The sequence below is a fragment of the Salinivibrio sp. PR919 genome (assembly GCF_001995355.1).
Classification (GTDB): domain Bacteria; phylum Pseudomonadota; class Gammaproteobacteria; order Enterobacterales; family Vibrionaceae; genus Salinivibrio; species Salinivibrio proteolyticus.
Genome location: NZ_MUFL01000043.1, coordinates 1 through 20,882 on the forward strand (window position 1 = coordinate 1; position 20,882 = coordinate 20,882).

The 20,882-nt window shown below is 51.0% G+C and carries 18 protein-coding genes; 14 read left to right on the forward strand and 4 right to left on the reverse strand.

Going from position 1 to position 20,882, the window contains the following annotated elements:
* The coding region (locus BZG83_RS09615) for an integrase (RefSeq protein WP_077480293.1) at positions 1-746 on the reverse strand (746 nt) is incomplete at its 3' end.
* Between the two features lie 252 nt (positions 747-998).
* Between BZG83_RS09615 and dusA the strand changes: the two genes are divergently transcribed.
* From dusA to BZG83_RS09665, 10 genes are all read left to right on the forward strand, one after another.
* A complete protein-coding gene (dusA, locus tag BZG83_RS09620) occupies positions 999-1,982 on the forward strand; it encodes a tRNA dihydrouridine(20/20a) synthase DusA (protein WP_077480294.1) in 984 nt (327 codons plus the stop codon).
* Between the two features lie 161 nt (positions 1,983-2,143).
* Complete coding sequence (gene pspG / locus BZG83_RS09625) at positions 2,144-2,407, forward strand: envelope stress response protein PspG (RefSeq protein WP_069589681.1); 264 nt, start codon at positions 2,144-2,146, stop codon at positions 2,405-2,407.
* A 169-nt stretch (positions 2,408-2,576) separates the two neighbouring features.
* Positions 2,577-3,221: a TIGR04219 family outer membrane beta-barrel protein gene (locus tag BZG83_RS09630; RefSeq protein ID WP_077480295.1), complete on the forward strand. Its 645-nt coding sequence runs from the start codon at positions 2,577-2,579 to the stop codon at positions 3,219-3,221.
* 212 nt (positions 3,222-3,433) lie between these two features.
* Entirely contained in the window at positions 3,434-4,942 is a 1,509-nt protein-coding gene (gene exaC, locus BZG83_RS09635; protein WP_077480296.1) for an acetaldehyde dehydrogenase ExaC, read from the forward strand.
* Positions 4,943-5,064: 122 nt separating this feature from the next.
* Positions 5,065-5,295 (forward strand): thymidylate kinase, encoded by a 231-nt coding sequence (locus BZG83_RS09640; RefSeq protein ID WP_408642327.1) that lies wholly within the window; start codon positions 5,065-5,067, stop codon positions 5,293-5,295.
* Positions 5,296-5,450: 155 nt separating this feature from the next.
* Positions 5,451-7,256, forward strand: coding sequence for an assimilatory sulfite reductase (NADPH) flavoprotein subunit (locus BZG83_RS09645; protein WP_077480297.1), 1,806 nt, complete (start codon positions 5,451-5,453; stop codon positions 7,254-7,256).
* Positions 7,256-8,971: an assimilatory sulfite reductase (NADPH) hemoprotein subunit gene (gene cysI / locus BZG83_RS09650; RefSeq protein WP_077480298.1), complete on the forward strand. Its 1,716-nt coding sequence runs from the start codon at positions 7,256-7,258 to the stop codon at positions 8,969-8,971. Before BZG83_RS09645 ends, cysI begins: the two co-directional genes overlap by 1 nt.
* Complete coding sequence (locus tag BZG83_RS09655; RefSeq protein ID WP_077480299.1) at positions 8,964-9,737, forward strand: phosphoadenylyl-sulfate reductase; 774 nt, start codon at positions 8,964-8,966, stop codon at positions 9,735-9,737. The genes cysI and BZG83_RS09655 overlap by 8 nt, the downstream gene beginning before the upstream one ends.
* 241 nt (positions 9,738-9,978) lie before the next feature.
* Positions 9,979-11,217, forward strand: a complete 1,239-nt coding sequence (gene alr / locus BZG83_RS09660; RefSeq protein ID WP_077480300.1) for an alanine racemase — start codon at positions 9,979-9,981, stop codon at positions 11,215-11,217.
* 197 nt (positions 11,218-11,414) lie between these two features.
* The gene (locus BZG83_RS09665) at positions 11,415-12,242 is read left to right on the forward strand and encodes a transporter substrate-binding domain-containing protein (protein WP_077480301.1); all 828 of its coding nucleotides are present in this window, start codon (positions 11,415-11,417) and stop codon (positions 12,240-12,242) included.
* A gap of 47 nt (positions 12,243-12,289) precedes the next feature.
* Here the strand turns inward: BZG83_RS09665 and BZG83_RS09670 are convergent, their stop codons facing one another.
* Positions 12,290-12,910 (reverse strand): FKBP-type peptidyl-prolyl cis-trans isomerase, encoded by a 621-nt coding sequence (locus BZG83_RS09670; protein ID WP_077480302.1) that lies wholly within the window; start codon positions 12,908-12,910, stop codon positions 12,290-12,292.
* A gap of 125 nt (positions 12,911-13,035) precedes the next feature.
* Between BZG83_RS09670 and BZG83_RS09675 the strand changes: the two genes are divergently transcribed.
* Both BZG83_RS09675 and BZG83_RS09680 read left to right on the forward strand, forming a co-directional pair.
* Positions 13,036-13,644, forward strand: a complete 609-nt coding sequence (locus tag BZG83_RS09675) for a LysM-like peptidoglycan-binding domain-containing protein (protein ID WP_158074950.1) — start codon at positions 13,036-13,038, stop codon at positions 13,642-13,644.
* 371 nt (positions 13,645-14,015) lie between these two features.
* The gene (locus tag BZG83_RS09680) at positions 14,016-15,647 is read left to right on the forward strand and encodes a methyl-accepting chemotaxis protein (protein ID WP_077480304.1); all 1,632 of its coding nucleotides are present in this window, start codon (positions 14,016-14,018) and stop codon (positions 15,645-15,647) included.
* A gap of 89 nt (positions 15,648-15,736) precedes the next feature.
* Here the strand turns inward: BZG83_RS09680 and BZG83_RS09685 are convergent, their stop codons facing one another.
* Positions 15,737-16,189, reverse strand: a complete 453-nt coding sequence (locus BZG83_RS09685; protein WP_077480305.1) for a GNAT family N-acetyltransferase — start codon at positions 16,187-16,189, stop codon at positions 15,737-15,739.
* Positions 16,190-16,267: 78 nt separating this feature from the next.
* Entirely contained in the window at positions 16,268-18,232 is a 1,965-nt protein-coding gene (locus tag BZG83_RS09690) for a bifunctional 2',3'-cyclic-nucleotide 2'-phosphodiesterase/3'-nucleotidase (protein WP_077480306.1), read from the reverse strand.
* Between the two features lie 296 nt (positions 18,233-18,528).
* Between BZG83_RS09690 and cysG the strand changes: the two genes are divergently transcribed.
* Both cysG and cysD read left to right on the forward strand, forming a co-directional pair.
* On the forward strand, positions 18,529-19,956 hold the full coding sequence (gene cysG, locus BZG83_RS09695; RefSeq protein WP_077480307.1) for a siroheme synthase CysG: 1,428 nt from the start codon (positions 18,529-18,531) through the stop codon (positions 19,954-19,956).
* Between the two features lie 12 nt (positions 19,957-19,968).
* A complete protein-coding gene (cysD, locus tag BZG83_RS09700; protein WP_077480308.1) occupies positions 19,969-20,877 on the forward strand; it encodes a sulfate adenylyltransferase subunit CysD in 909 nt (302 codons plus the stop codon).
* Positions 20,878-20,882: the final 5 nt, after the last annotated feature.

A 20,882-nucleotide genomic window follows, 5' to 3' on the forward strand; every position in this document is an offset into this window, starting at 1 on the left:
TTGCGGTCCCGAATAATCAGTGTACCGTCTTTAAGATTCAAGTCGTCCCAAGTGGCACGTGTGATCTCTCCAAGCCTCATGCAGGTTAGAATCGAGATGTGGWAGATATCGACTAAAGGTATATGCGAAGCTCGATGGCTTTGCCGAATACGCAGTCCCTCTTCAGCAAGGGCAAGTTCCTCTTTAGTTGGACGACGATTTCTTTGGTTGCTGCGCCCAATTAATCCATACCGCACAAGGGTAGGGATTGCCTCATTATGCGCGTGGATATTGGCCTTGTAGCCAAACATAGGCCCAGCAACGTTGATTACGCTGCGTAGGTAGGTCACATCTTGATAAACCGTTTGTGGCAAAGGGGAACTAGGTTCATTAAGCCTGTCTCGGCAATGTCTGACTAAATGGGTAGCAGTCAATTGATCAGCTTGTACCAAGGCTATGTCATAACTACGCAACCGCCTCAGAACAGCCGCTTTTGAACGGCCTAGGTCTTTTGAAGTTATCTTGTCGTTTAGGTAGAGCGTGATTAGGTCACCGATGAGAATGCTTTGCTGTGGTGCATCAATTGACGGTATACCATTTTCGTTCAGCCCTTTGACTATTTCTTTTGCCCAAGCCGATGCCTGTTTCTCTTCGTCGAAAGTTTTCGACTTTTCAAAGACACGCCTGTTATGACGGGACGCTCTAACTCTTGCCTTGTATTTGATGCCAGTCTTACGCGCTACTTTTTCTATAATAACGGTCGCCATAGTTACCTCTGAGGTTTAGTAATTTGTCGAGAGGTGCTGTGCTGGTGATGTTTTGTAGGGCGCATTGAAGCCATCTCCCTAGATGGCTATAATTCGCCCCCTTTGATGGCATTTTGGGGGACATAGCATGTCCCTCATTCCATCCCCTATCTGTCCCCTGAAGCTAAAATAAGCCAAAAGCGGACAAAATATTTTGCAAAGCCCCTTAGCGGTATTTGCGTTAAATGCTTAATACTAAAGGGTTTTCACATTATGTATCCATCTTCTCGTTTCTCCGTCGCTCCAATGCTAGATTGGACCGATCGTCACTGCCGTTATTTTCATCGCTTACTATCAGAGCACACTTTGTTGTTTACCGAGATGGTGACCACGGGTGCGATCATTCATGGTAAAGCGGACTATCTTGCTTACAACGAGCAGGAGCATCCGGTGGCGTTGCAGCTGGGGGGATCGGATCCGGCGGATCTGGCAACGTGCGCCAAGCTGGCGGCCGAGCGTGGCTATGATGAAATTAACCTCAACGTTGGTTGCCCGTCGGATCGGGTGCAAAACGGGCGGTTTGGGGCATGCTTAATGGCTGAGCCTGAGCTGGTGGCGCAGTGTGTGGCTGCGATGCGTGAAGTGACTGATGTGCCCATCACGGTGAAAACTCGCATTGGTATAGATGAGCAAGATAGCTACGAATTTTTGACCGACTTTGTGGGCATCGTCAGTGAAAAAGGCGGCTGTGATATGTTCACGATTCATGCACGTAAAGCGTGGTTAAAAGGCCTGAGCCCCAAAGAAAATCGTGAAATTCCACCGCTGGATTACCCGCGTGTGTATCAGCTTAAAAAAGACTTTCCACATCTGGTCATGGCTATTAATGGTGGCGTGAAAACCCTTGAAGAAGCCGAGCAGCACCTTGCGCATCTGGACGGAGTGATGGTCGGTCGTGAGGCGTATCAAAATCCTTTCTTATTGGCGGATGTCGATCAGCGTTTGTTTGGCAGCGCGCAGGCACGTGTGAGTCGCCGCCAAGTGGTTGAAGGCATGTTCCCCTATATCGAGCAACAATTACGCCAAGGTGCGCAGCTTAATCACATTAGCCGTCACATGTTAGGGTTATTCCAAAACATGCCGGGCGCGCGCCAGTGGCGCCGTTATATCAGCGAGAATGCGCATAAACCGGGAGCCGGAATTGAGGTGCTGACCACCGCCATGAGTCATATTCCTGACGATTGGTTGGACGCGTAAACGTGGTCAAAATAACTACTTATTAGTGATAAATTTGACGAAATGCGTGGTAAAGCACGGAGCATGCTGAGCAACTCATTGAATAAATGGATARAAAACCAAGTGACAAACTGGCCTGAAACCTGCAAAGTCTGTCTCGCTATCAAGACAAGGAGATCGTAATGATCGAAATTCTATTCCTCATTGGCTTTGCGGCTGTGTTATTTATGACGGGTGTGAGCATCATGGGAATGGTGCTGGCTATGTTGGCTGGCTTCGCGGTCATGATGGTCGCGGGCATGATTGGCACCTTGCTTAAACTATTGCCTTGGTTGTTGGTGATCGCCGCGATTGTCTGGTTGCTCAAGCGCAACCGTCGCCAACGCAAAGGCGAGCCAGAAGTGATTGTTCGTGAACGTCGTTGGGCGCGTTACCGTCGTCGCTAAGCCTTTTTGGTAAAAAAATGTGGCCTGCTGCACGAGAAACCAGCAGGTAAACATGCGAATAGCGCCATCCGGGCATAAAGCTTGCTATCATTCATATCTACCGGCGACAAGGCATGGCTTTGCCGCCTCCGCGTGACGACACTTTTTTATCGACAATGTGGAGAGTTTCATGAAAACGACTTCAATGACGCTTGCCGCCGCAGCGCTAACCGCGTTGATGGCCATGCCTTCTCAGGCTGCGACCCTTGCGGGCGGTAAAGTAGGGGCGGATGCCTGGTTCATGGATGCGGATGTCAACAATGTTGARGCCGATGATGCGAGCACCTCAGGATCGTATTACGCCGCGATTGAACATCCTTTACCACTGATCCCCAATGCGAAGATCCGCCAGACCTCAGTTAGCGTGGATAACCCTGACGTCAGTTTTGATCAAATTGACTTTGTGGCGTATTACGAGCTGCTAGACAACGATCTTATCTCGGTTGACGCGGGCATCAATATGCAGCGTTTCCAATCGGGCAAATTTGGTGGCCAAAGCTTTGATGAGTGGCAACCTAATGTGTATGCCGATGCGCGTCTCGGGTTAGTGGGCACACCACTATTCGTATTTGCGACCGTGAGCAAAGGTGAGTTTGATGGCACCAGCACCTTGGATGCCGAAGCCGGTGTTCAGTATCAGTTGGGTTTAGTAGCCGCCGATCTTAACGTACGTGGTGGCTATCGAATGATCGAGCATGACTTTGATTACTTTGATAACAATGACGGCAAACTGGATCTGACGGGCTTCTTTGTCGGTGCAGAACTCGACTTTTAGTCGATGGTTGCGTTACCCCAACATTGAAACCGCGCTTAGGCGCGGTTTTTTTATAGTTAAAATCAGGCTAATAGCGATTGTGGGATGGCTCTCACTTCGACTTTCCGCCAATACCCAGTACTAAAAAACGTTGGCATGCTGCCTCTGTGACACGGCAAGGAGATAGCAGTGATTGCTCCGCCATCCACTCTGACATGGAATAAGGAATCGCTATGATTTACGCAAAGCCCGGCACCGAAGGCGCCATAGTCCAGTTTAAACCGCGTTACGAGAACTATATTGGTGGTGAATGGGTGCCACCCGTGAAGGGGCAGTATTTTGCCAACACATCGCCGTGTACCGGTGAAACCGTGGCTGAAGTGCCGCGTTCAAGCGCAGAAGACATCGACCTTGCGCTGGACGCTGCCCACCAAGCAAAAACAGCGTGGGGGCAAACCTCGGTAACCGATCGCGCCAATATCTTGTTAAAAATTGCTGATCGTATTGAAGCGAATCTGGAAATGCTGGCGGTGGCAGAAACGTGGGAGAACGGCAAAGCCGTGCGCGAAACCTTGGCCGCCGATATTCCCCTTTGCGCCGACCATTTCCGCTACTTTGCCGGTTGTATTCGTGCCCAAGAGGGCACCGCGGCAGAGTTGGATGCAGGCACGGTGGCGTACCACATTTATGAGCCATTAGGCGTGGTAGGACAAATCATACCGTGGAACTTTCCGTTGCTGATGGCATCGTGGAAGCTTGCCCCCGCACTGGCGGCAGGGAACTGCGTGGTGCTAAAACCGGCTGAGCAAACCCCGACCACCATTTTGCTATTGATGGAGTTAATTGGCGATCTTCTGCCTGCGGGTGTGGTGAACGTCGTCAATGGTTATGGCGCCGAAGCTGGACAAGCGCTTGCCACATCGCCACGGATTGCCAAACTGGCATTCACTGGTTCCACCCCTGTGGGGCATCATATTCTGCGCTGCGCAGCAGAAAACCTCATTCCTTCCACCGTAGAGCTGGGGGGCAAATCGCCCAACATTTATTTTGAAGACGTGATGCAGCAAGAGGATGCCTATATCGATAAGGCGGTAGAAGGCTTGCTGCTGGGCTTTTTCAACCAAGGCGAAGTCTGTACCTGTCCGTCACGCGCACTGATCCAAGAAAGTATCTACGACGATTTTATTGCCCGCGTGATTGAGCGTGCAGGCAAGATCAAACAAGGCAACCCGCTCGACACCGAGACCCAAGTGGGGGCGCAAGCGTCTGATGAACAGTTTGATAAGATCATGAGCTACTTGAAAGTGGGTCAAGAAGAGGGTGCGCAGGTATTAATTGGTGGTAGTCATCAAGACTTGGGCGGCGGCTATTACGTGCAGCCGACACTATTAAAAGGGCACAACAATATGCGGGTGTTCCAAGAGGAGATTTTTGGCCCCGTGATTGGGGTGACCACCTTTAAAGATGAGGCGGAAGCTTTAGCGATTGCCAACCACACCGAATACGGGTTGGGCGCAGGGCTGTGGACCCGCGATATGAACCGTGCGTATCGGATGGGGAGAGCGATCCAAGCGGGTCGTGTCTGGACCAATTGCTATCACCTTTATCCGGCGCATGCCGCGTTTGGAGGCTACAAAAAGTCCGGTATCGGACGAGAGACCCATAAAATGATGCTTGGCCACTATCAGCAAACCAAGAACTTGCTGGTCAGTTACGACATCAATCCACTGGGTTTTTTCTGATCGAATCGACCAGTGCGGCATTACGCCGCACTGGTTACACCCCCAAGGTTGTCTGGCCGGATCTGGCGAGCCTGCTTATCTGATACTAAGCTCAGTAAGTGAGCAAGTAGGTAGGCAGAATAATGATGACAGCCGAGCAATTACGTGCCTTATACCACCAAAAGCTGCTGGTTGAGGTGATGGTGGAGCCTTCATTAGACAGTGAAGGATGGGTCGTGGAATGTCGCCACACGGGCGGCGGTATTATGGCGTTGACCGATGCGGAAGGCATTGAGCAGTGCTTCGCCGATATTGACCAAGCCACGCTAAACGCATTACAAATCGGGTTTGACCAAGTTCGCATCGCGGATTGACCCGTCACACCTCGGTGTTGAAGCGCATCAACACCCGCCTTCGCGCGCCCCTCTTCTTACTAAAAGTTATAAAACATTCGTATCTATTCTTTCTTGTTATTAATTGGTGCGGTTACGCTAGCATTCACGCAATGTAAGCAAGGAATGTCGTCACCATGTTACTTAAGGAACTCTCTGGGCTGACTAGCCCGCTGAACGATCAGCAGATCGGCCAGTTGCAGCAAGCGGTGGCTGAATTGTCACCTCAGCAGCTGGCCTGGATCAGTGGCTATTTTTGGGGACTGAGCCAATCACCAACCACCACGGCTGCGTCTCCCAGTGCTGACGCCCAAGCCAGCCCGAATCATACCTTAACCATTATTTACGCCTCGCAAACTGGCAATGCCAAGGGCGTGGCAGAAGCGCTTCATAATGATGCACAAGCGGCAGGGATCCCTGTAAAGCTGGTGGCTGCAGATAACTATAAAGGCAAGCAGCTTAGCAAAGAGAGCCATGTGGTGATCGTGGCATCAACCAATGGCGAGGGCGAGCCGCCTGATAACGCCATTGCCCTGCATGAGTTTTTGCAATCGAAAAAGGCGCCCAAGCTCGACCATCTTCATTATGCCGTGTTGAGTCTGGGCGACTCGAGTTATGAGTACTTCTGCCAAACCGGAAAAGACTTTGACACCTTTTTGCAAAAGCTGGGTGCTAAGCCGATGGTGGCGCGCCTTGATTGTGATGTGGATTATGAAGCCACCGCGAGCGCGTGGCGAGAGCAAACCCTAGCGGAAGTGAAGCAGCACTTTCTGGCAAGTGGCGATGCGCAAGTGGTGCCGATTCGTCAAACAGCAGCGGCAACCAGCGCATATACCAAACAATCGCCATATGAGGCTGAACTACTCACCTGCCAGCGAATTACTGGTCGAGGCTCAGATAAAGCCGTTTATCACCTTGAATTCGATCTAGGGGATTCAGGGATCCAGTATCAGCCCGGCGATGCATTCGGTGTGTGGTATCAAAACGATCCAGAGTTGGCGGATGCGATTTTGGCGCGTGTCGACTTGAACGGTGACGAGACCATTGAGATTGACGGGCGTGCTATCTCAATTCGTGAGGCCTTGATTGAGCACTATGAAATTACCGTCTCGAACCCGCAACAAATCGTAGCGCTCGCGGCGTTGACTGAAAATGAGGCATTGACCGCGCTCACCGAAGACAAAGCGTCGCTGCGTGATTATGCCAATCAAACCCAAGTGATTGATGTACTTAGCCTTGCTGACGTGCAGCTAAATGCCGAGCAACTGCAGTCGGTGTTACGTCGTCTGACGCCACGGATGTATTCCATCGCGTCAAGCCAAGCGGAAGTGGAAGACGAAGTTCACCTGACTGTCGGCTTGGTGGCCTATGAACAGGAGCAAGGTGCGTTGCGTCAAGGTGGTGCCTCGGGCTTTTTAACCCAACGGGCTGAAGCGATTGGCTCAGTCAAAGTGTTTGTTGAGCACAACGATAACTTCAAACTTCCCGACAATGACGATACGCCCATCATCATGATTGGCCCTGGCACGGGCATTGCGCCATTCCGAGCTTTCTTGCAAGAGCGAGAGCAGCGAGAAGCCAGCGGCGATAATTGGCTATTCTTTGGCGATCGCACTTTCACCGATGATTTCCTCTATCAAGTTGAATGGCAGCAGTACCTGAAATCCGGTCTGCTGACTCGCATGGATGTGGCATTTAGCCGTGACCAAGCAGAAAAAGTGTATGTGCAGCACCGATTACTCGAGCGCGCCAGTGAGGTATGGCAGTGGCTGTCAAACGGCGCGTATGTGTATGTCTGTGGGGATGCGAATCGCATGGCAAAAGATGTGCATGATGCCCTGATTCACATTGCCCAGCACCAAGGTCAGTTGAGCCGAGAAGACGCTGAGACCTTTATTAATGAATTGCGCAAAGATAAGCGCTATCAAAGGGATGTGTACTAATGAGTGAGCAAAAATTTGCGGGCGACACACTGGGGCCCCTCTCCGATAACGAGCGTTTAAAAGATGACAGTAACTTTTTACGTGGCACCATCAGTGAGGATCTTACCAACCCGATCACTGGCGGTTTTACGGATGACAACTTTCAGTTGATCCGTTTTCACGGCATGTATCAGCAAGACGATCGTGATATTCGGGCTGAGCGACAAAAACAAAAGCTTGAGCCGTTACACAATGTGATGTTGCGTGCCCGAATGCCGGGCGGGATCATCTCGCCCGAGCAGTGGCTGGCTATCGACCGATTTGCCAAAGAAAATACCCTGTACGGCAGTAYCCGTTTGACCACCCGTCAAACGTTCCAGTTTCATGGTGTATTGAAACCCAACATCAAAATGATGCATCAAACCTTGAACAAATATGGGATTGATGCGATTGCCACCGCGGGGGATGTAAACCGTAACGTCCTGTGTACTTCGAACCCTGTTGAGTCTGAACTTCATCAGCAAGCGTACGATTGGGCTAAGCGGATCAGTGAACATTTACTGCCTAAAACACGCGCTTACGCGGAAATTTGGCTGGATGGTGAAAAAGTGGAAGGTAAGCAAGATGATGAGCCGATTTTAGGTAAGCGTTATCTGCCGCGTAAATTTAAGACCACCGTGGTGATCCCCCCGCAAAATGATGTGGATGTGCACGCCAATGACCTGAACTTTGTTGCCATTGCCGAGAAGGGCCAACTGGTTGGATTCAATGTACTCGTCGGCGGCGGGCTTGCCATGACCCATGGTGACACCAGTACCTATCCACGTCGTGCGGATGATTTCGGTTTTATCCCTCTTGAGCATACGCTGAAGATTGCAGAGGCAGTGGTGACGACCCAACGAGACTGGGGGAACCGCTCGAATCGTAAAAATGCCAAAACCAAGTATACCCTTGACCGAGTCGGCGTTGAGACGTTTAAAGCGGAAGTGGAAAAGCGTGCTGGCGTCAGCTTTGCACCCAGCCGGCCTTATACCTTTACTGGGCGTGGCGATCGTCTAGGCTGGACCAAAGGCATTGATGGTAAATACCATTTGGCGCTGTTTATTGAAAATGGCCGTTTACGTGATACGCCAGAAAAGCCGCTGAAAACCGGGATGGCTGAGATTGCTAAGGTGCACCAAGGCGACTTTCGGATGACAGCCAACCAGAATTTGATTATTGCTGGGATCCCTGAAGCGCAAAAAGACCAAATAGAAGCGCTCGCTCGCCGCTACCGTCTGATTGATGATGCGTACAGTGTACAGCGCACCAATTCGATGGCCTGTGTTTCTTTCCCAACCTGTCCGCTGGCGATGGCCGAAGCGGAGCGCTTTTTGCCGGATTTTGTTACGCAAGTAGAGAAAATTCAGCAAAAGCATCAAGTGCAAGATGATCCGRTTGTCCTGCGTGTCACCGGTTGCCCGAACGGTTGTGGTCGCGCCATGTTGTCGGAAGTAGGGTTAGTTGGCAAAGCGCCCGGCCGCTATAACCTGCACTTGGGAGGTAACTGGGAAGGCACACGTATTCCCAAAATGTACAAAGAAAATATCACCGACCAAGAAATCTTGGCCGAGTTAGATACCTTGATTGGCCGCTGGGCGCGAGAACGTCAAGAAGGCGAGCATTTTGGTGACTTCTTGATTCGTACCGACGTGATTGCACCTGTGCATGTATCGAAGAGGGACTTTTATGCCTGATACGGCTTATTCTGCACTGAACCGCGCCGATCTGGTGGCGATGAATAAAAGTCAGCAGACGCTTGCGCTGGCTGAAATTAACGCTGAGCTCGAGCAGTACACCGCGCAGCAGCGCATTCGCTGGGCGTTGGAACATCTGGACGGACAGTTTGTGCTGTCCTCCAGCTTCGGGATACAAGCGGCATTGATGCTGCATATGGTCAGTCAGGTGAAGCCGGACATTCCGGTGATCCTGACCGACACCGGCTACTTATTCCAAGAAACCTACCAATTTATTGATCACCTGCAGGCGCGTTTAAAGCTCAATCTCAACGTCTACCGTTCTGAATTGAGCCCAGCATGGCAAGAAGCCCGCTATGGCAAATTGTGGGAGCAGGGGGTTGAGGGGATCACTCGCTATAACCAGATCAATAAAGTGGCGCCGATGAAGCGAGCATTGACCGAGCTTAATGCCGGTACATGGTTCTCAGGGTTGCGTCACGGACAATCGCAATCGCGTGCGCATTTACCCATTTTAAGCGTGCAGCACGGTGTATTTAAGTTTTTGCCCGTGGTGGATTGGAGCAATAAACAGGTACACGCTTATTTGACCGAGCATGACTTGCCTTACCATCCTTTGTGGGAGCAAGGTTATGTCTCCGTGGGTGATGTGCATACCACTCAGCGGTTAGAGCCCGGCATGAGCGAGGAGCAAACCCGCTTTTTCGGTCTGAAACGAGAATGTGGTCTGCACGAAGATGATGTCAACGACGGGGCAGGTATTTAGCCGTATTGCTCTGTGTGACTGACAGGCGTCACTTACAGGCGTCACTTACAGGCGTCACGAATTAAAGTGGCGCTTTTTTTTGTTCAAACGACGGTGTTTGTCTATCTTTTTTATTGAGTTATCCATCAACCGTGATGCTTTCTGTGATATAAATTGCGCGCGCAATCAGGAAGCGAAGGAAGGATTATGTCCCTCCACACACGTCACGGACGCCGAATCCACGTGACAAACAGTGAAGCTTATGAACAAAAAACTCTCTTTAGTCGCCCTTGCCGTAGCGGGTGTCGTTGCGGTTGGCGCACCAGCCTTTCTTGATTATTCCTCGTCAACCACACCGACCACAGACACCAGCAGCTCGCGTTATATGGGCCATGGCAATGGTTGGCTGGAAGTGAACACCGCCACTTTTAATGACAATATTCAACGTGTTCAGCAACAGCTTTCTGATGGCACCAAAATGTGTGTGGTGATGAAGGCAGATGCGTATGGCAATGGAATTGCGGGTCTCCTACCTGTGGTTATCGCTAATGGCATTGATTGCGTGGGTATTGCCAGTAACGAGGAAGCGCGCACGCTACGTGAAGGCGGCTTCACCGGTGAGATCATGCGAGTACGGACTGCCACATTACAAGAAATGGAAAGTGGTTTGGCGTTAAACATGCAGGAGCTTGTAGGCTCGGCCGAGCAAGCAGAACAAATGCGTGAACTTGCCGACAAGCACGACATTGTCATCCCTGTACATATGGCTTTTAACGCCGGAGGCATGGGTCGAAACGGCATCGAGATGGAATCGGAGTATGGCAAGCAACTTGCGATGGAGATTGCGACTGATCCGAGATTCAACGTGGTTGGTATAATGACGCACTTCCCAAATTACAGTGCCAAGTACGTGCGTAGTAAGCTGGGGCAGTTTAAGTCCAACAGCGATTGGTTGATTGAACAGGCCAACTTAAACCGTGAAGACGTGCTGATCCATGCAGCCAACTCTTTCGTGACCTTGAACGTGCCAGAAGGCCATTTCGATATGGTTCGTCCCGGTGGTGTGCTTTACGGCGATCAACCAACCAATCGCGAATTCCCGCCGATCATGAGTTTTAAGACCAAGGTTGCGTCTTTGCATCACTTACCGGCAGGCAGTACCGTGGGGTATGACAGCACTTATACGGTCGAGCGTGATTCTATTCTTGCCAATTTGCCGGTCGGCTACTCAGATGGGTTCCCGCGTAAAATGGGGAACAATGCCGATGTGTTGATCAAAGGCCATCGCGTGCCTGTGGTTGGTGTTTCATCGATGAACACCATTATGGTGGATGTCACTGATATTGCTGATCAAGTGACACCTAATGATGAAGTGGTGCTATTCGGCCAGCAAGGTGATGAAACTATTGGGGCGGTGGAGTACGAAAGCAACGCGGATGTGATCTTCCCAGAAATCTACAGCTGGTGGGGCGCAGTCAACCCACGTGAGTACGTGCAATAATCTTACCCAAGCCCGGCCCGAGTCGGGCTTTTTTATATCCCGAATTCATGTTGTGAGCCTGCGCCGTTTTGTCGCAATCGTGGGACAGGTGGGGTGGCATTTTTAGCTATTGTGTGCTTAGTTTTTAAGGCAGAAAGTAGGTTTTCGCTAACATCAAATCATCACTGATTGACCGTGAAGGGTCTCAAGGACGCACCATGCGCCAAATTGTCATTATCATCGCCAGTCTGCTTTTGATTAGCACTGTGTCGGCAGAGACGTTAAACGCACGTATCGAAGCGGGGAAACCTGTGCGGTTAGGGTTTGCGAATGAGAAACCTTGGGCTTACTTGGACAGTGATGGTAAACCCACTGGGCTGATTAATGACTATACCATCGATATCTTGAAGCGCATGGGGATCAGTCAGATCGAGCCTGTTTTCACTGAATGGGGCGGATTAATTCCCGGTTTGCGCGCGAAGCGATTCGATATCATCACCGGCGGGATGTATATTCTTGGCAGTCGTTGTCAGAAAATTGCATTCTCTGAACCCATTGGGCGCTTTCGCGACGCTTTTATTGTGCCGAAAGGTAACCCCAAAGATATTCATGACTATCCTGACGTTGTGCGTGAAAGCGCGCGTTTGGTGACAGGAGTGGGATACAACATGGTCACTTCGGCGCGTGATGCAGGACTCAGTGAGTCTTTGATTATTCAAGTCCCCGGACCGACTGAAATTCTTTCCGCCGTGAAAGAGGGGCGTGCTGAGGTAGGGGCGGTACCGTATTTCACGGCGTTATACCTGGCTAAACAGGCGCCCGATAGTATCTCTGTGAGTGATCCGGCGAGAGCGACGAGCCAAACAGGGCACTATATCGGTATTGGTTTTCGTAAAGAAGATAATGCGTTTGTGGAGAGATTTGATGAGGTGCAAGCCAAGTATATGGGGAGCCCGCAGATGTTAGAGCAGGTAAAAAAATATGGTTACCGTGAAGCGCAATATCCAGATGGGATCGCTACATCGCGACTTTGCCAACGCCAATAAAAAAGCGATGCCAGAGGCATCGCTTTGCAATAGAAACCGCCTTATCCTTACAGGATATCTAGCAGCTCGACTTCAAATACCAGTGCCGCAAATGGTGGGATAGCGGCGCCAGCACCACGCTCACCGTAGGCAAGGTCTTGTGGGATGTAGAGTTTCCACTTTGAGCCTACAGGCATCATTTGTAGAGCTTCAACCCAGCCTTTGATCACGCCAGTCACAGGGAACTCAACAGGTTCGCCACGCGTTACTGAGCTATCAAACACAGTGCCATCGATCAATTGACCGTGATAGTGAACACGTACTTGTTTATCGCTGGTTGGGATATCACCGTCGCCTTTTACTAGTACTTCGTACTGGAGGCCAGATTCGGTCACGGTCACTTCATCACGCTTTGCGTTATCCGCTAAGAAGGCATCGCCTTCAGCCGCTTGTGCTTTTGCAGCTTCTTGACGAACTTCTTCTGCTTTTGTGTGAAGCTCGCGCAGGGCGTTATTGATGTCGTCAATTTCGATTTCTGGCATTTCGCCAGCCAGTGCCGTGCTGATGCCTTTAGCAATCGCATCGACTTGTAGGCCTTCAAGGCCACTGCCTGCCAGTTGTTGACCCATTTGTAGGCCGATGCCATAGCTTGCTTTTTGCTCGACGGTTTCTAGTTGTACGTCAGACATAACGTCTCTCTTTTTTGCGTGAATAAAGTGTGAAAGGATAACAGGTGATGGTTTCGTGGGTAAACTTTTGTACGCAAAAGGCGTCCAATATGAGGGTAAAACATCAAAATATGCGCGGAGTGGCAATGAAGTTAACAGCAATGCGTACACAATTTAAAGATTGGTGCGTGAGATGGGGACGAATGCTCGCTTCTTCATCCGATAGGAAAGGGCAGTGGCAAGACATGGCATGGATACGCACAATACGCCACGCTTGGCTGCGTCTACCTCGCTTGCACCAACGATTATTAATGGTGTTGGTCCCTTTGGTGTTGGTACTAAGTCTATTGCCCGCACCGTCCTCGACTGAAACGACTGCGCAGCCTCAGGAGCGGCGCTCTGTGGCGATTGATACTCAAGCACAACCCAAACGCAGTGCTACGTCAACAGACAGCCCACAGCCGGAGGCATCACAACCTTCCACGCCGGAAAGTGACTGGGTCAGTCACCAAATTGAGCAAGGAGATACGCTTGCTAAGGTGTTTCGCGATAATGACTTGGCGCTGACCGATCTTTACGCGATTGCTAATATCGAAGGGGAAGGAAAACCCATTAGCCGTATCCAGCCGGGTCAATGGATTCGGTTTAAGCGCACCGACAGTGGCGCGCTCGACATTCTTCAAGTGGAAACGCAGGCAGGTCAGTCCGTATTATATTTCCGTTTATCGGATGGAGGCTTTGCGCGCCAACGCTAGTCTTTCTTTTCAGGCACGGAGTCACCGTGCCTACGCTTTCCTTCTTGTTTGTTTTTTAAACTCCCGTGCCGATAAATTCGCCGTTGGTGTTTTTTTCATCTACTTTTTAATAAATCAGTCAATATGGCTGGGTTTATGCTGTGATTTGGAGGTTTTTAGCGATTATTCGCTAAATTACGCGACCGTGCCTGCGAATTTGACCAGCGTGCATGACATACTTTTTCAGAAAATAATGAGTTTTATGTCACACTTTGGTGAATTTTTGTGCTAGTATTCGCGCCGGCTGTGTAGGGGATACACGCAAGCCGCCTCAACATGGATGTCCAGGCATTGACACGCTAACCATAAATCTGTTGAGGACTCGCTTTTCCATGTTGAAGAATTTATCTATTGGTAAAAAGTTTACTGCGGCTTTTTCCCTGATTGGTATCGCCGTCGCGATCTTTGGGTTTTACATTTTTACCCAAGTGAGCGGCATGCGCGATAATATGCTGAACTTTACTGACGATACCCTACCTGCGGTATTAGAGCTTGAGCGTTTAAGTGAAGAAATTGTTCGTATTCGTCAAGACCAGTACGCCGTTCTAACTTTCGATGATATGACTCGACGTCGCGAGATTGCCAATGACTTGCAAGCGATGAAACGTCAATACAGTCAAGATCTTGATGCCTACGAACAGACGCTTTGGTACGACAATGAAAGAGCCATCTTTACTCGAATTCAAAATAACTGGGCTAAATACAACGAAGAGCTGAAAAACTTCCCGTCTCTCGTTGAAAATGGTCAGTTGTCAGAGGCACAAAGCATTCTATCAAACTCATTTAACACCTTCTTAAAGCTAGATGCTGCGCTGAAAGAGATGTCAAAGTTAACGCAAGGCTTTATCACCTCAAACCGCACTTCTATGCTTAATCAAGTGTCGACAGTGAGTATGACCATTATCGGCGTACTGTTCGCAGTAATCGCCTTTATGATTGTGGTTGCGGTGGTGTTCACCCGCGCGATTATTAATCCACTCCGTTTGGTGATGGAACAATCCTCTGCGATTGCCAAGGGCGACCTGACTTACCAGTTAGATCGTAGCCAAATCGGTAACGATGAAATGGGGCAGTTGGCAGATTCGAGCATCGCCATGCAAGATAGCTTGCGTAGCTTGATTGAAGAAGTGATTGCCGCGGTGACCCAGCTAAGCAGTGCGGTCGAAGAAGTCAGCGCGGTGTCTAGCCAAACTTCAAGCGGCATGCAAAGTCAGCAACATGAGATTTCGCAAGTTGCCACTGCGATGGCGCAAATGAAAGCCACTGTCGCGGATGTTGCGCAGAATACCGAAAGCTCGTCGACCGCGGCTAACGAAGCCAGTGAGCAGGCACGCCTCGGTGGGCGTGATGTCGATAGCATGGTGGGAGCTATCACCAAAGTGGCAGAAGACATGCGTAAAACGGGTGACACAGTCAACGAGCTGGACCAGCAGTCGAAGCAAATCAACGTTGTGGTGGATGTTATTCGTGATATCGCCGAGCAAACTAACCTGTTGGCACTGAATGCGGCGATCGAAGCGGCGCGTGCCGGTGAGTCTGGCCGCGGCTTTGCGGTGGTAGCCGATGAAGTCCGCACACTGGCCGGCCGTACCCAAGACTCGACGGGTGAAATTACTGAAATTATCGAGAAGCTCCAGCAATTCGCGACCCAAGCGCGCGATGCCACCACTCAAAGCCGTGAGAGTATCGAGCAGTGTGTGGAGCAAGGTAGCCAAGCGCAGCAATTGATCCGTGGCATCGAAACATCGGTTGAGAACATTGCCGATATGGGCATGCAGATTGCGAGTGCTTGTGGTGAGCAAGACTCGGTTGCCGATGAGCTAAGCCGCAACATTGAGCGCATCAACGATTCGTCACAAGAAGTGGCGGGCGGTGCGGATCAAACCGCGCAAGCGTGTAGCGAGCTCAGCCAGTTGGCGCACTCACTGCAAAGCACCATGCAGCGTTTCCGTTTGACCAAGTAACGCCACGGACGCTCGCAAAGAAACAGCTGAACTCAACAAGCTTGTTATTTGCCTAGACATAAAATCCCGCGCACTGTCGCGGGATTTTTTTATGGAGTGGAAAGGCGCATATCAATATGTGGGATCCCGTCTTCCAGATAGGGCTCGGAAAAGGCCACAAAACCATGCTTTTGGTAAAAGTGTTGTAGGTGAGCTTGAGCGCCTATTTCGATGTTTTGTGCGGGCCATTGCTGTTGGCATAGTTGAACGGCTTGGCGGATGAGCTGATGCCCCCATTGTCCGCTGCGATGTGCGGGGGCAATGATCACGCGGCCAATGCTGCTTCCAGCGTAACTCGCGCCCGGTGCAAGAATACGGGCATAAGCGGCTAGCTCGCCATTCAGCCAGCCCAGTAAATGCACGGTGTCTGGTGCGGTATCATGTGCGTCTAGTTCTGGATAAGCACACGCCTGCTCGACCACAAACACATCGACACGCAATTTCATCAATGTGAATAAAGTGCGCGTATCTAGTGTGTCAAAGGTTGCCCGTTGCCATTCCATACGACGTCCTCCTGATTAAAGATAAAAAATACCGCAGACAAGCTGCGGTATTCAAAGCCTATTTATTGTGCAGGCTATTTATTGGCGAGGTTGGCTTAAATCGACGCGATAGACCGCGAAGCCAACGTCATCTTTACCGGCTTTCGTCATTGCCCAGCGGCCTTTTTGCTCAATAAATTGCGCGGCTTTCTCGCTGGGTGAGGTTTCAAAGTGCACGATGGCATCGCCTTTTATTGGGGCAATGGACCAGTTGTTGTCAGCACTCACCGTGACTTGGCCTTTTTCATCACTCACGCGGCTGATGTAGTTGGCGACCACGGTGCGGTTTTCATCCGGCGCGGCAAAGGCAATATGATCGCTGCCGGTGCCCGGGAACTTCGCGCCATAAGCGCGATAGTTGTTGGTGGCGACCAAGAAGGTTTGCTCAGGGTCAACCGGTTTGCCTTGATAGGTGAGATTGACGATGCGTGATGCGTCTGGATTCACTTCATTACAATCGCCGTCGTAACGCGCGGGTTGAGTGATATCAATTTGATACTCTACCCCGTCAATCACATCAAAGTTGTAAGTACGGAATCCGTCCCAGTTCACTAGCGTCTGAGGCTGCTTCGCATTGGGGTCGATTTGGTTAAATTGACCGGCGCTGCATTCCAGCCATTGGGTGAGTTCGGCGCCAGATACTTTCAGTGCGACCAAGGTATTTGGGTACAGGTAAAGATCGGCGGCGTTACGGAACGTCAGTTGGCCGGCTTCTACTTCGGTAAAGTTGCTCGGATCGTTTTTGCGACCACCGGCCTTAAAAGGCGCGGCAGCAGACAGTACCGGTAGCTCTGCTAAGTCGGGATCGCCTTGGATCATACGCTCGACATAGTCTTGCTGTGCCAAGTTAACAATCTGTACGGTGGGGTCATCTTGGAGCAATGCCAAATAGGAGTACATCACATCATTGGCTTGGCCAATTGGCTGATTAACGAACTCACGAGTGGCATTGTGATCTTTTTCAACGGCTTTGAGCAGGGCTTTATCGGCATCGACCAACGCTTTGCCGCTGGCCCGGTCAAAGATAGGGCGAGCATGCGCTTCACTATCCACCACTTGCCACTGGCCATCGACTTGCTCGAGCTTCAAATCTATCACGCCAACATGGCTGCCCCAGCGACCGGCCATCACACTGGCCACGCCATTGATGGTGCCCTTTTCAATATCGGCACCGGGAATATTAGCAAAATCATCGCTTGGGAATACCGCGTGTGAGTGACCAAAGGCAATCGCGTCAATGCCATCGACTTCTGATAGGTAATAGACAGAGTCTTCAGCCATCGCTTTATACGGTGCTTGAGAGACGCCAGAGTGTGGAATGGCCACTACTACGTCCGCGCCCTTGGCTTTCATTTCTGGGACAAGTTTTTCAGCGGTTTGCTTAATGTCTTTGGCAATCACTTTGCCTTCAAGGTTCGCTTTATCCCAAGTCATGATCTGCGGCGGGACAAAGCCAATGTAACCGACTTTGATGGTATGGCTGTCACCGTCTTCATCTTTGAGTTGGTATTCTTTAATTAAATACGGGTCAAAGTAGTGCTCGCCAGTCTCTGCATCAAACACGTTGGCGTTGATATACGGGAAGTTGGCGTCATTAATCGACTCTTTTAAGAACGCTAAGCCGTAGTTGAACTCATGGTTGCCAATGTTGCCCACTTCATAATCGAGCAAGTTCATCGCTTTATATACCGGATGCACTTCACCGGGTTTGATACCTTTGCTGGCCATGTAATCGCCCATCGGGCTGCCTTGCAACAGGTCGCCATTATCGACCAAAAGGGCATTTTTTGCCTCATCACGTGCTTGTTTCACCACAGTGGCGGCGCGGACCAAGCCGATTTTTTGCGAGGGCTTGTTTTTGTAGTAGTCGTAGTCCATCACGTTGGTGTGAATGTCGGTGGTTTCAATCACACGTAGGTTAACGGTATCGGCAAAGGCACTGCCAGAGGCAGCAAGCAGACCGGCAACTACCGCTGTAGCGACCGCAGAAGGCATCAAACGCATAATAAAATCTCCAGTAAAAAAGTGTGCGTCAGGTATCAAGCGGCGCCATTATGCAACTTACATTATGACAAAAGCTGTGGCCTTGATCGGCTTCTGTCATTTTGTCGGAATTGAGTGTTGATGAAAGCGGCATTTTGAGACCGTCATCATTGCGTGGTAGATGGACGTGAGGATTTTCAGCGGATAAATACACGACTTTTAATCACAAAAGAGAATAAAAAATGAATTTATAGAATTTCAGGTAATAGTTGCTGGGCGATATAGTGGCTGCATTGTCATCAAGGGAATGCGCGATCATGGATTATCTCCCCCTCTTTGCTCAGCTTAAACATCGTCCTTGCCTCGTGGTAGGTGGCGGCGAAGTCGCATGGCGCAAAACGCGCATGTTGCTCAAGGTAGGTGCGGCCGTCACTGTGGTTGCCCCTGACGTCGACCGTGAAATTGCGGAGGCGAAAGCGCAAGGAAAGCTGACGGTATTGCGTGAGGCGTTTCGTCCCGATCATCTGGACGGAAAGATGCTGGCGATTGCGGCGACTGACAACGCCCTCGTCAATGAGCTGGTCTCCACTGCCGCTGATAGCCGTAATATCTTAGTCAATGTCGTTGATGATACCCCTAAATGCAGCTTTATTGTCCCTTCTTTGGTTGATCGCTCTCCCATCATTATTGCCATCTCATCGGGCGGCAAAGCGCCGGTATTGGCGCGGATGTTACGAGAAAAAATTGAAACCCTAGTGCCGCAACATATCGGCAAAATGGCGGCAATGGCGGGTGCGTTTCGCGACAAACTGAAAACGCGTATTCCGACCTTAACGGGCCGGCGCAAATTCTGGGAGGCCGCTTTTAGTGGGCGGTTTGCCGATTTAGTCGCGGCAGGCAAACACCAGCAAGCCGAGCAAGCGCTGGAACAGCTTAGTGGACAAATCACCACCCAAGGCGAAGTGGCGTTGATTGGTGCCGGGCCGGGGGATCCTGGGTTATTGACCTTGCGCGCGTTGCAGTTGATGCAGCAAGCCGATGTAGTGCTTTACGACTACTTGGTGGCTGAACCGATTATGGAGCTGTGCCGCCGAGATGCGGAGCTGATTTGTGTGGGCAAACGGGCGAGCTACCACAGTGTGAGCCAAGACGACATTAATCGTCTGTTGGTCGAGCATGCTCAAGCCGGAAAACGGGTGGTGCGCTTAAAAGGGGGCGATCCTTTTATGTTTGGCCGTGGTGGTGAGGAATTACAAACCCTTGCCAATGCCGGTGTCTCGTTTCAAGTGGTGCCCGGGATCACTGCGGCGGCGGGGGCGACGGCCTATGCCGGTATTCCGCTCACCCATCGTGATCATGCCCAGACCGCACTGTTTATTACCGGTCATTTGAAAAAAGAACAAGACACCTTGGAGTGGGCGACGTTAGCACGCCCGCGTCAGACCTTGGTGATTTATATGGGCTTGATGAAATCTGCCCATATTCAAAGCCAACTGATTGTTCACGGCCGATCGCCGGACACCCCTGTGGCGGTGATTGAAAACGGCACGCGTCCGGAGCAGAAAGTCTTTACCGGTCAACTCAACAATTTACCGTCGCTGGCGGAACAAGCTGCGTCGCCCGCGCTGATCGTGGTGGGCGAAGTGGCGGCACTCGCCGGTCAGCTGACATGGTTTGGCGAGGGGCGCGCGGTAAGCGATGCCGACCCCACGCAATCCCCCACCGCTGTGGTTAACTTCGCTTAAAGGATAGTTAGGATGGATGCAAAAACACTCACTCACCTCCAGCAGTTAGAAGCCGAGAGCATTCATATACTGCGGGAAGTCGCGGCGGAGTTTGATAACCCCGTGATGCTGTATTCGATTGGCAAAGACTCGTCAGTGATGCTGCATTTGGCGCGCAAAGCTTTTTACCCTGGAAAGATCCCGTTTCCGCTGCTGCATGTCGATACCGACTGGAAGTTTCGCGACATGATTGCCTWTCGCGATCGCACCGCTAAAGAGCTCGGGCTAGATCTGATTGTGCACAAAAACCCAGAAGGGATGGCTCAGGGGATCAATCCTTTTGATCACGGCTCCGACAAGCACACCGATATCATGAAAACCCAAGCGCTGAAGCAGGCGCTGGATCAGCACAAGTTTGATGCGGCGTTTGGCGGCGCGCGTCGGGATGAAGAAAAATCCCGCGCCAAAGAGCGTGTCTATTCGTTCCGTGATAAGAACCATCGCTGGGATCCCAAAAACCAACGGCCAGAGCTGTGGCGCAACTATAACGGTCAAGTGAACCCGGGCGAGAGTATTCGCGTCTTTCCGCTCTCTAACTGGACTGAGCTCGATATCTGGCAATACATCTATCTGGAAAATATCGACATTGTTCCGCTTTATTTAGCGGCCGAGCGCCCAGTGGTAGAGCGTGATGGCACCTTGTACATGGTGGATGATGCGCGGATGCCGATTGGGCCCAACGAAACCGTGACCCATAAATCGGTGCGTTTTCGCACCCTAGGCTGTTACCCGCTCACCGGGGCGATTGAATCTACCGCGACCACCTTGCCCGAGATTATCGAAGAGATGTTGGTCGCTACCTCAAGTGAACGCCAAGGGCGGGCGATCGACCACGATCAGTCCGGATCCATGGAGCGCAAAAAGCGTCAGGGTTATTTCTAAGGAGC

What these genes read in the sequence shown, in the direction of transcription:
- dusA (WP_077480294.1), top strand. Translation starts at nt 999, where the DNA reads ATGTATCCATCTTCTCGTTTCTCCGTCGCTCCAATGCTAGATTGGACC.
- pspG (WP_069589681.1), top strand. Translation starts at nt 2,144, where the DNA reads ATGATCGAAATTCTATTCCTCATTGGCTTTGCGGCTGTGTTATTTATG.
- exaC (WP_077480296.1), top strand. Translation starts at nt 3,434, where the DNA reads ATGATTTACGCAAAGCCCGGCACCGAAGGCGCCATAGTCCAGTTTAAA.
- BZG83_RS09640 (WP_408642327.1), top strand. Translation starts at nt 5,065, where the DNA reads ATGATGACAGCCGAGCAATTACGTGCCTTATACCACCAAAAGCTGCTG.
- BZG83_RS09645 (WP_077480297.1), top strand. Translation starts at nt 5,451, where the DNA reads ATGTTACTTAAGGAACTCTCTGGGCTGACTAGCCCGCTGAACGATCAG.
- BZG83_RS09655 (WP_077480299.1), top strand. Translation starts at nt 8,964, where the DNA reads ATGCCTGATACGGCTTATTCTGCACTGAACCGCGCCGATCTGGTGGCG.
- alr (WP_077480300.1), top strand. Translation starts at nt 9,979, where the DNA reads ATGAACAAAAAACTCTCTTTAGTCGCCCTTGCCGTAGCGGGTGTCGTT.
- BZG83_RS09665 (WP_077480301.1), top strand. Translation starts at nt 11,415, where the DNA reads ATGCGCCAAATTGTCATTATCATCGCCAGTCTGCTTTTGATTAGCACT.
- BZG83_RS09670 (WP_077480302.1), bottom strand. Translation starts at nt 12,910, where the DNA reads ATGTCTGACGTACAACTAGAAACCGTCGAGCAAAAAGCAAGCTATGGC.
- BZG83_RS09675 (WP_158074950.1), top strand. Translation starts at nt 13,036, where the DNA reads ATGAAGTTAACAGCAATGCGTACACAATTTAAAGATTGGTGCGTGAGA.
- BZG83_RS09680 (WP_077480304.1), top strand. Translation starts at nt 14,016, where the DNA reads ATGTTGAAGAATTTATCTATTGGTAAAAAGTTTACTGCGGCTTTTTCC.
- BZG83_RS09685 (WP_077480305.1), bottom strand. Translation starts at nt 16,189, where the DNA reads ATGGAATGGCAACGGGCAACCTTTGACACACTAGATACGCGCACTTTA.
- BZG83_RS09690 (WP_077480306.1), bottom strand. Translation starts at nt 18,232, where the DNA reads ATGCGTTTGATGCCTTCTGCGGTCGCTACAGCGGTAGTTGCCGGTCTG.
- cysG (WP_077480307.1), top strand. Translation starts at nt 18,529, where the DNA reads ATGGATTATCTCCCCCTCTTTGCTCAGCTTAAACATCGTCCTTGCCTC.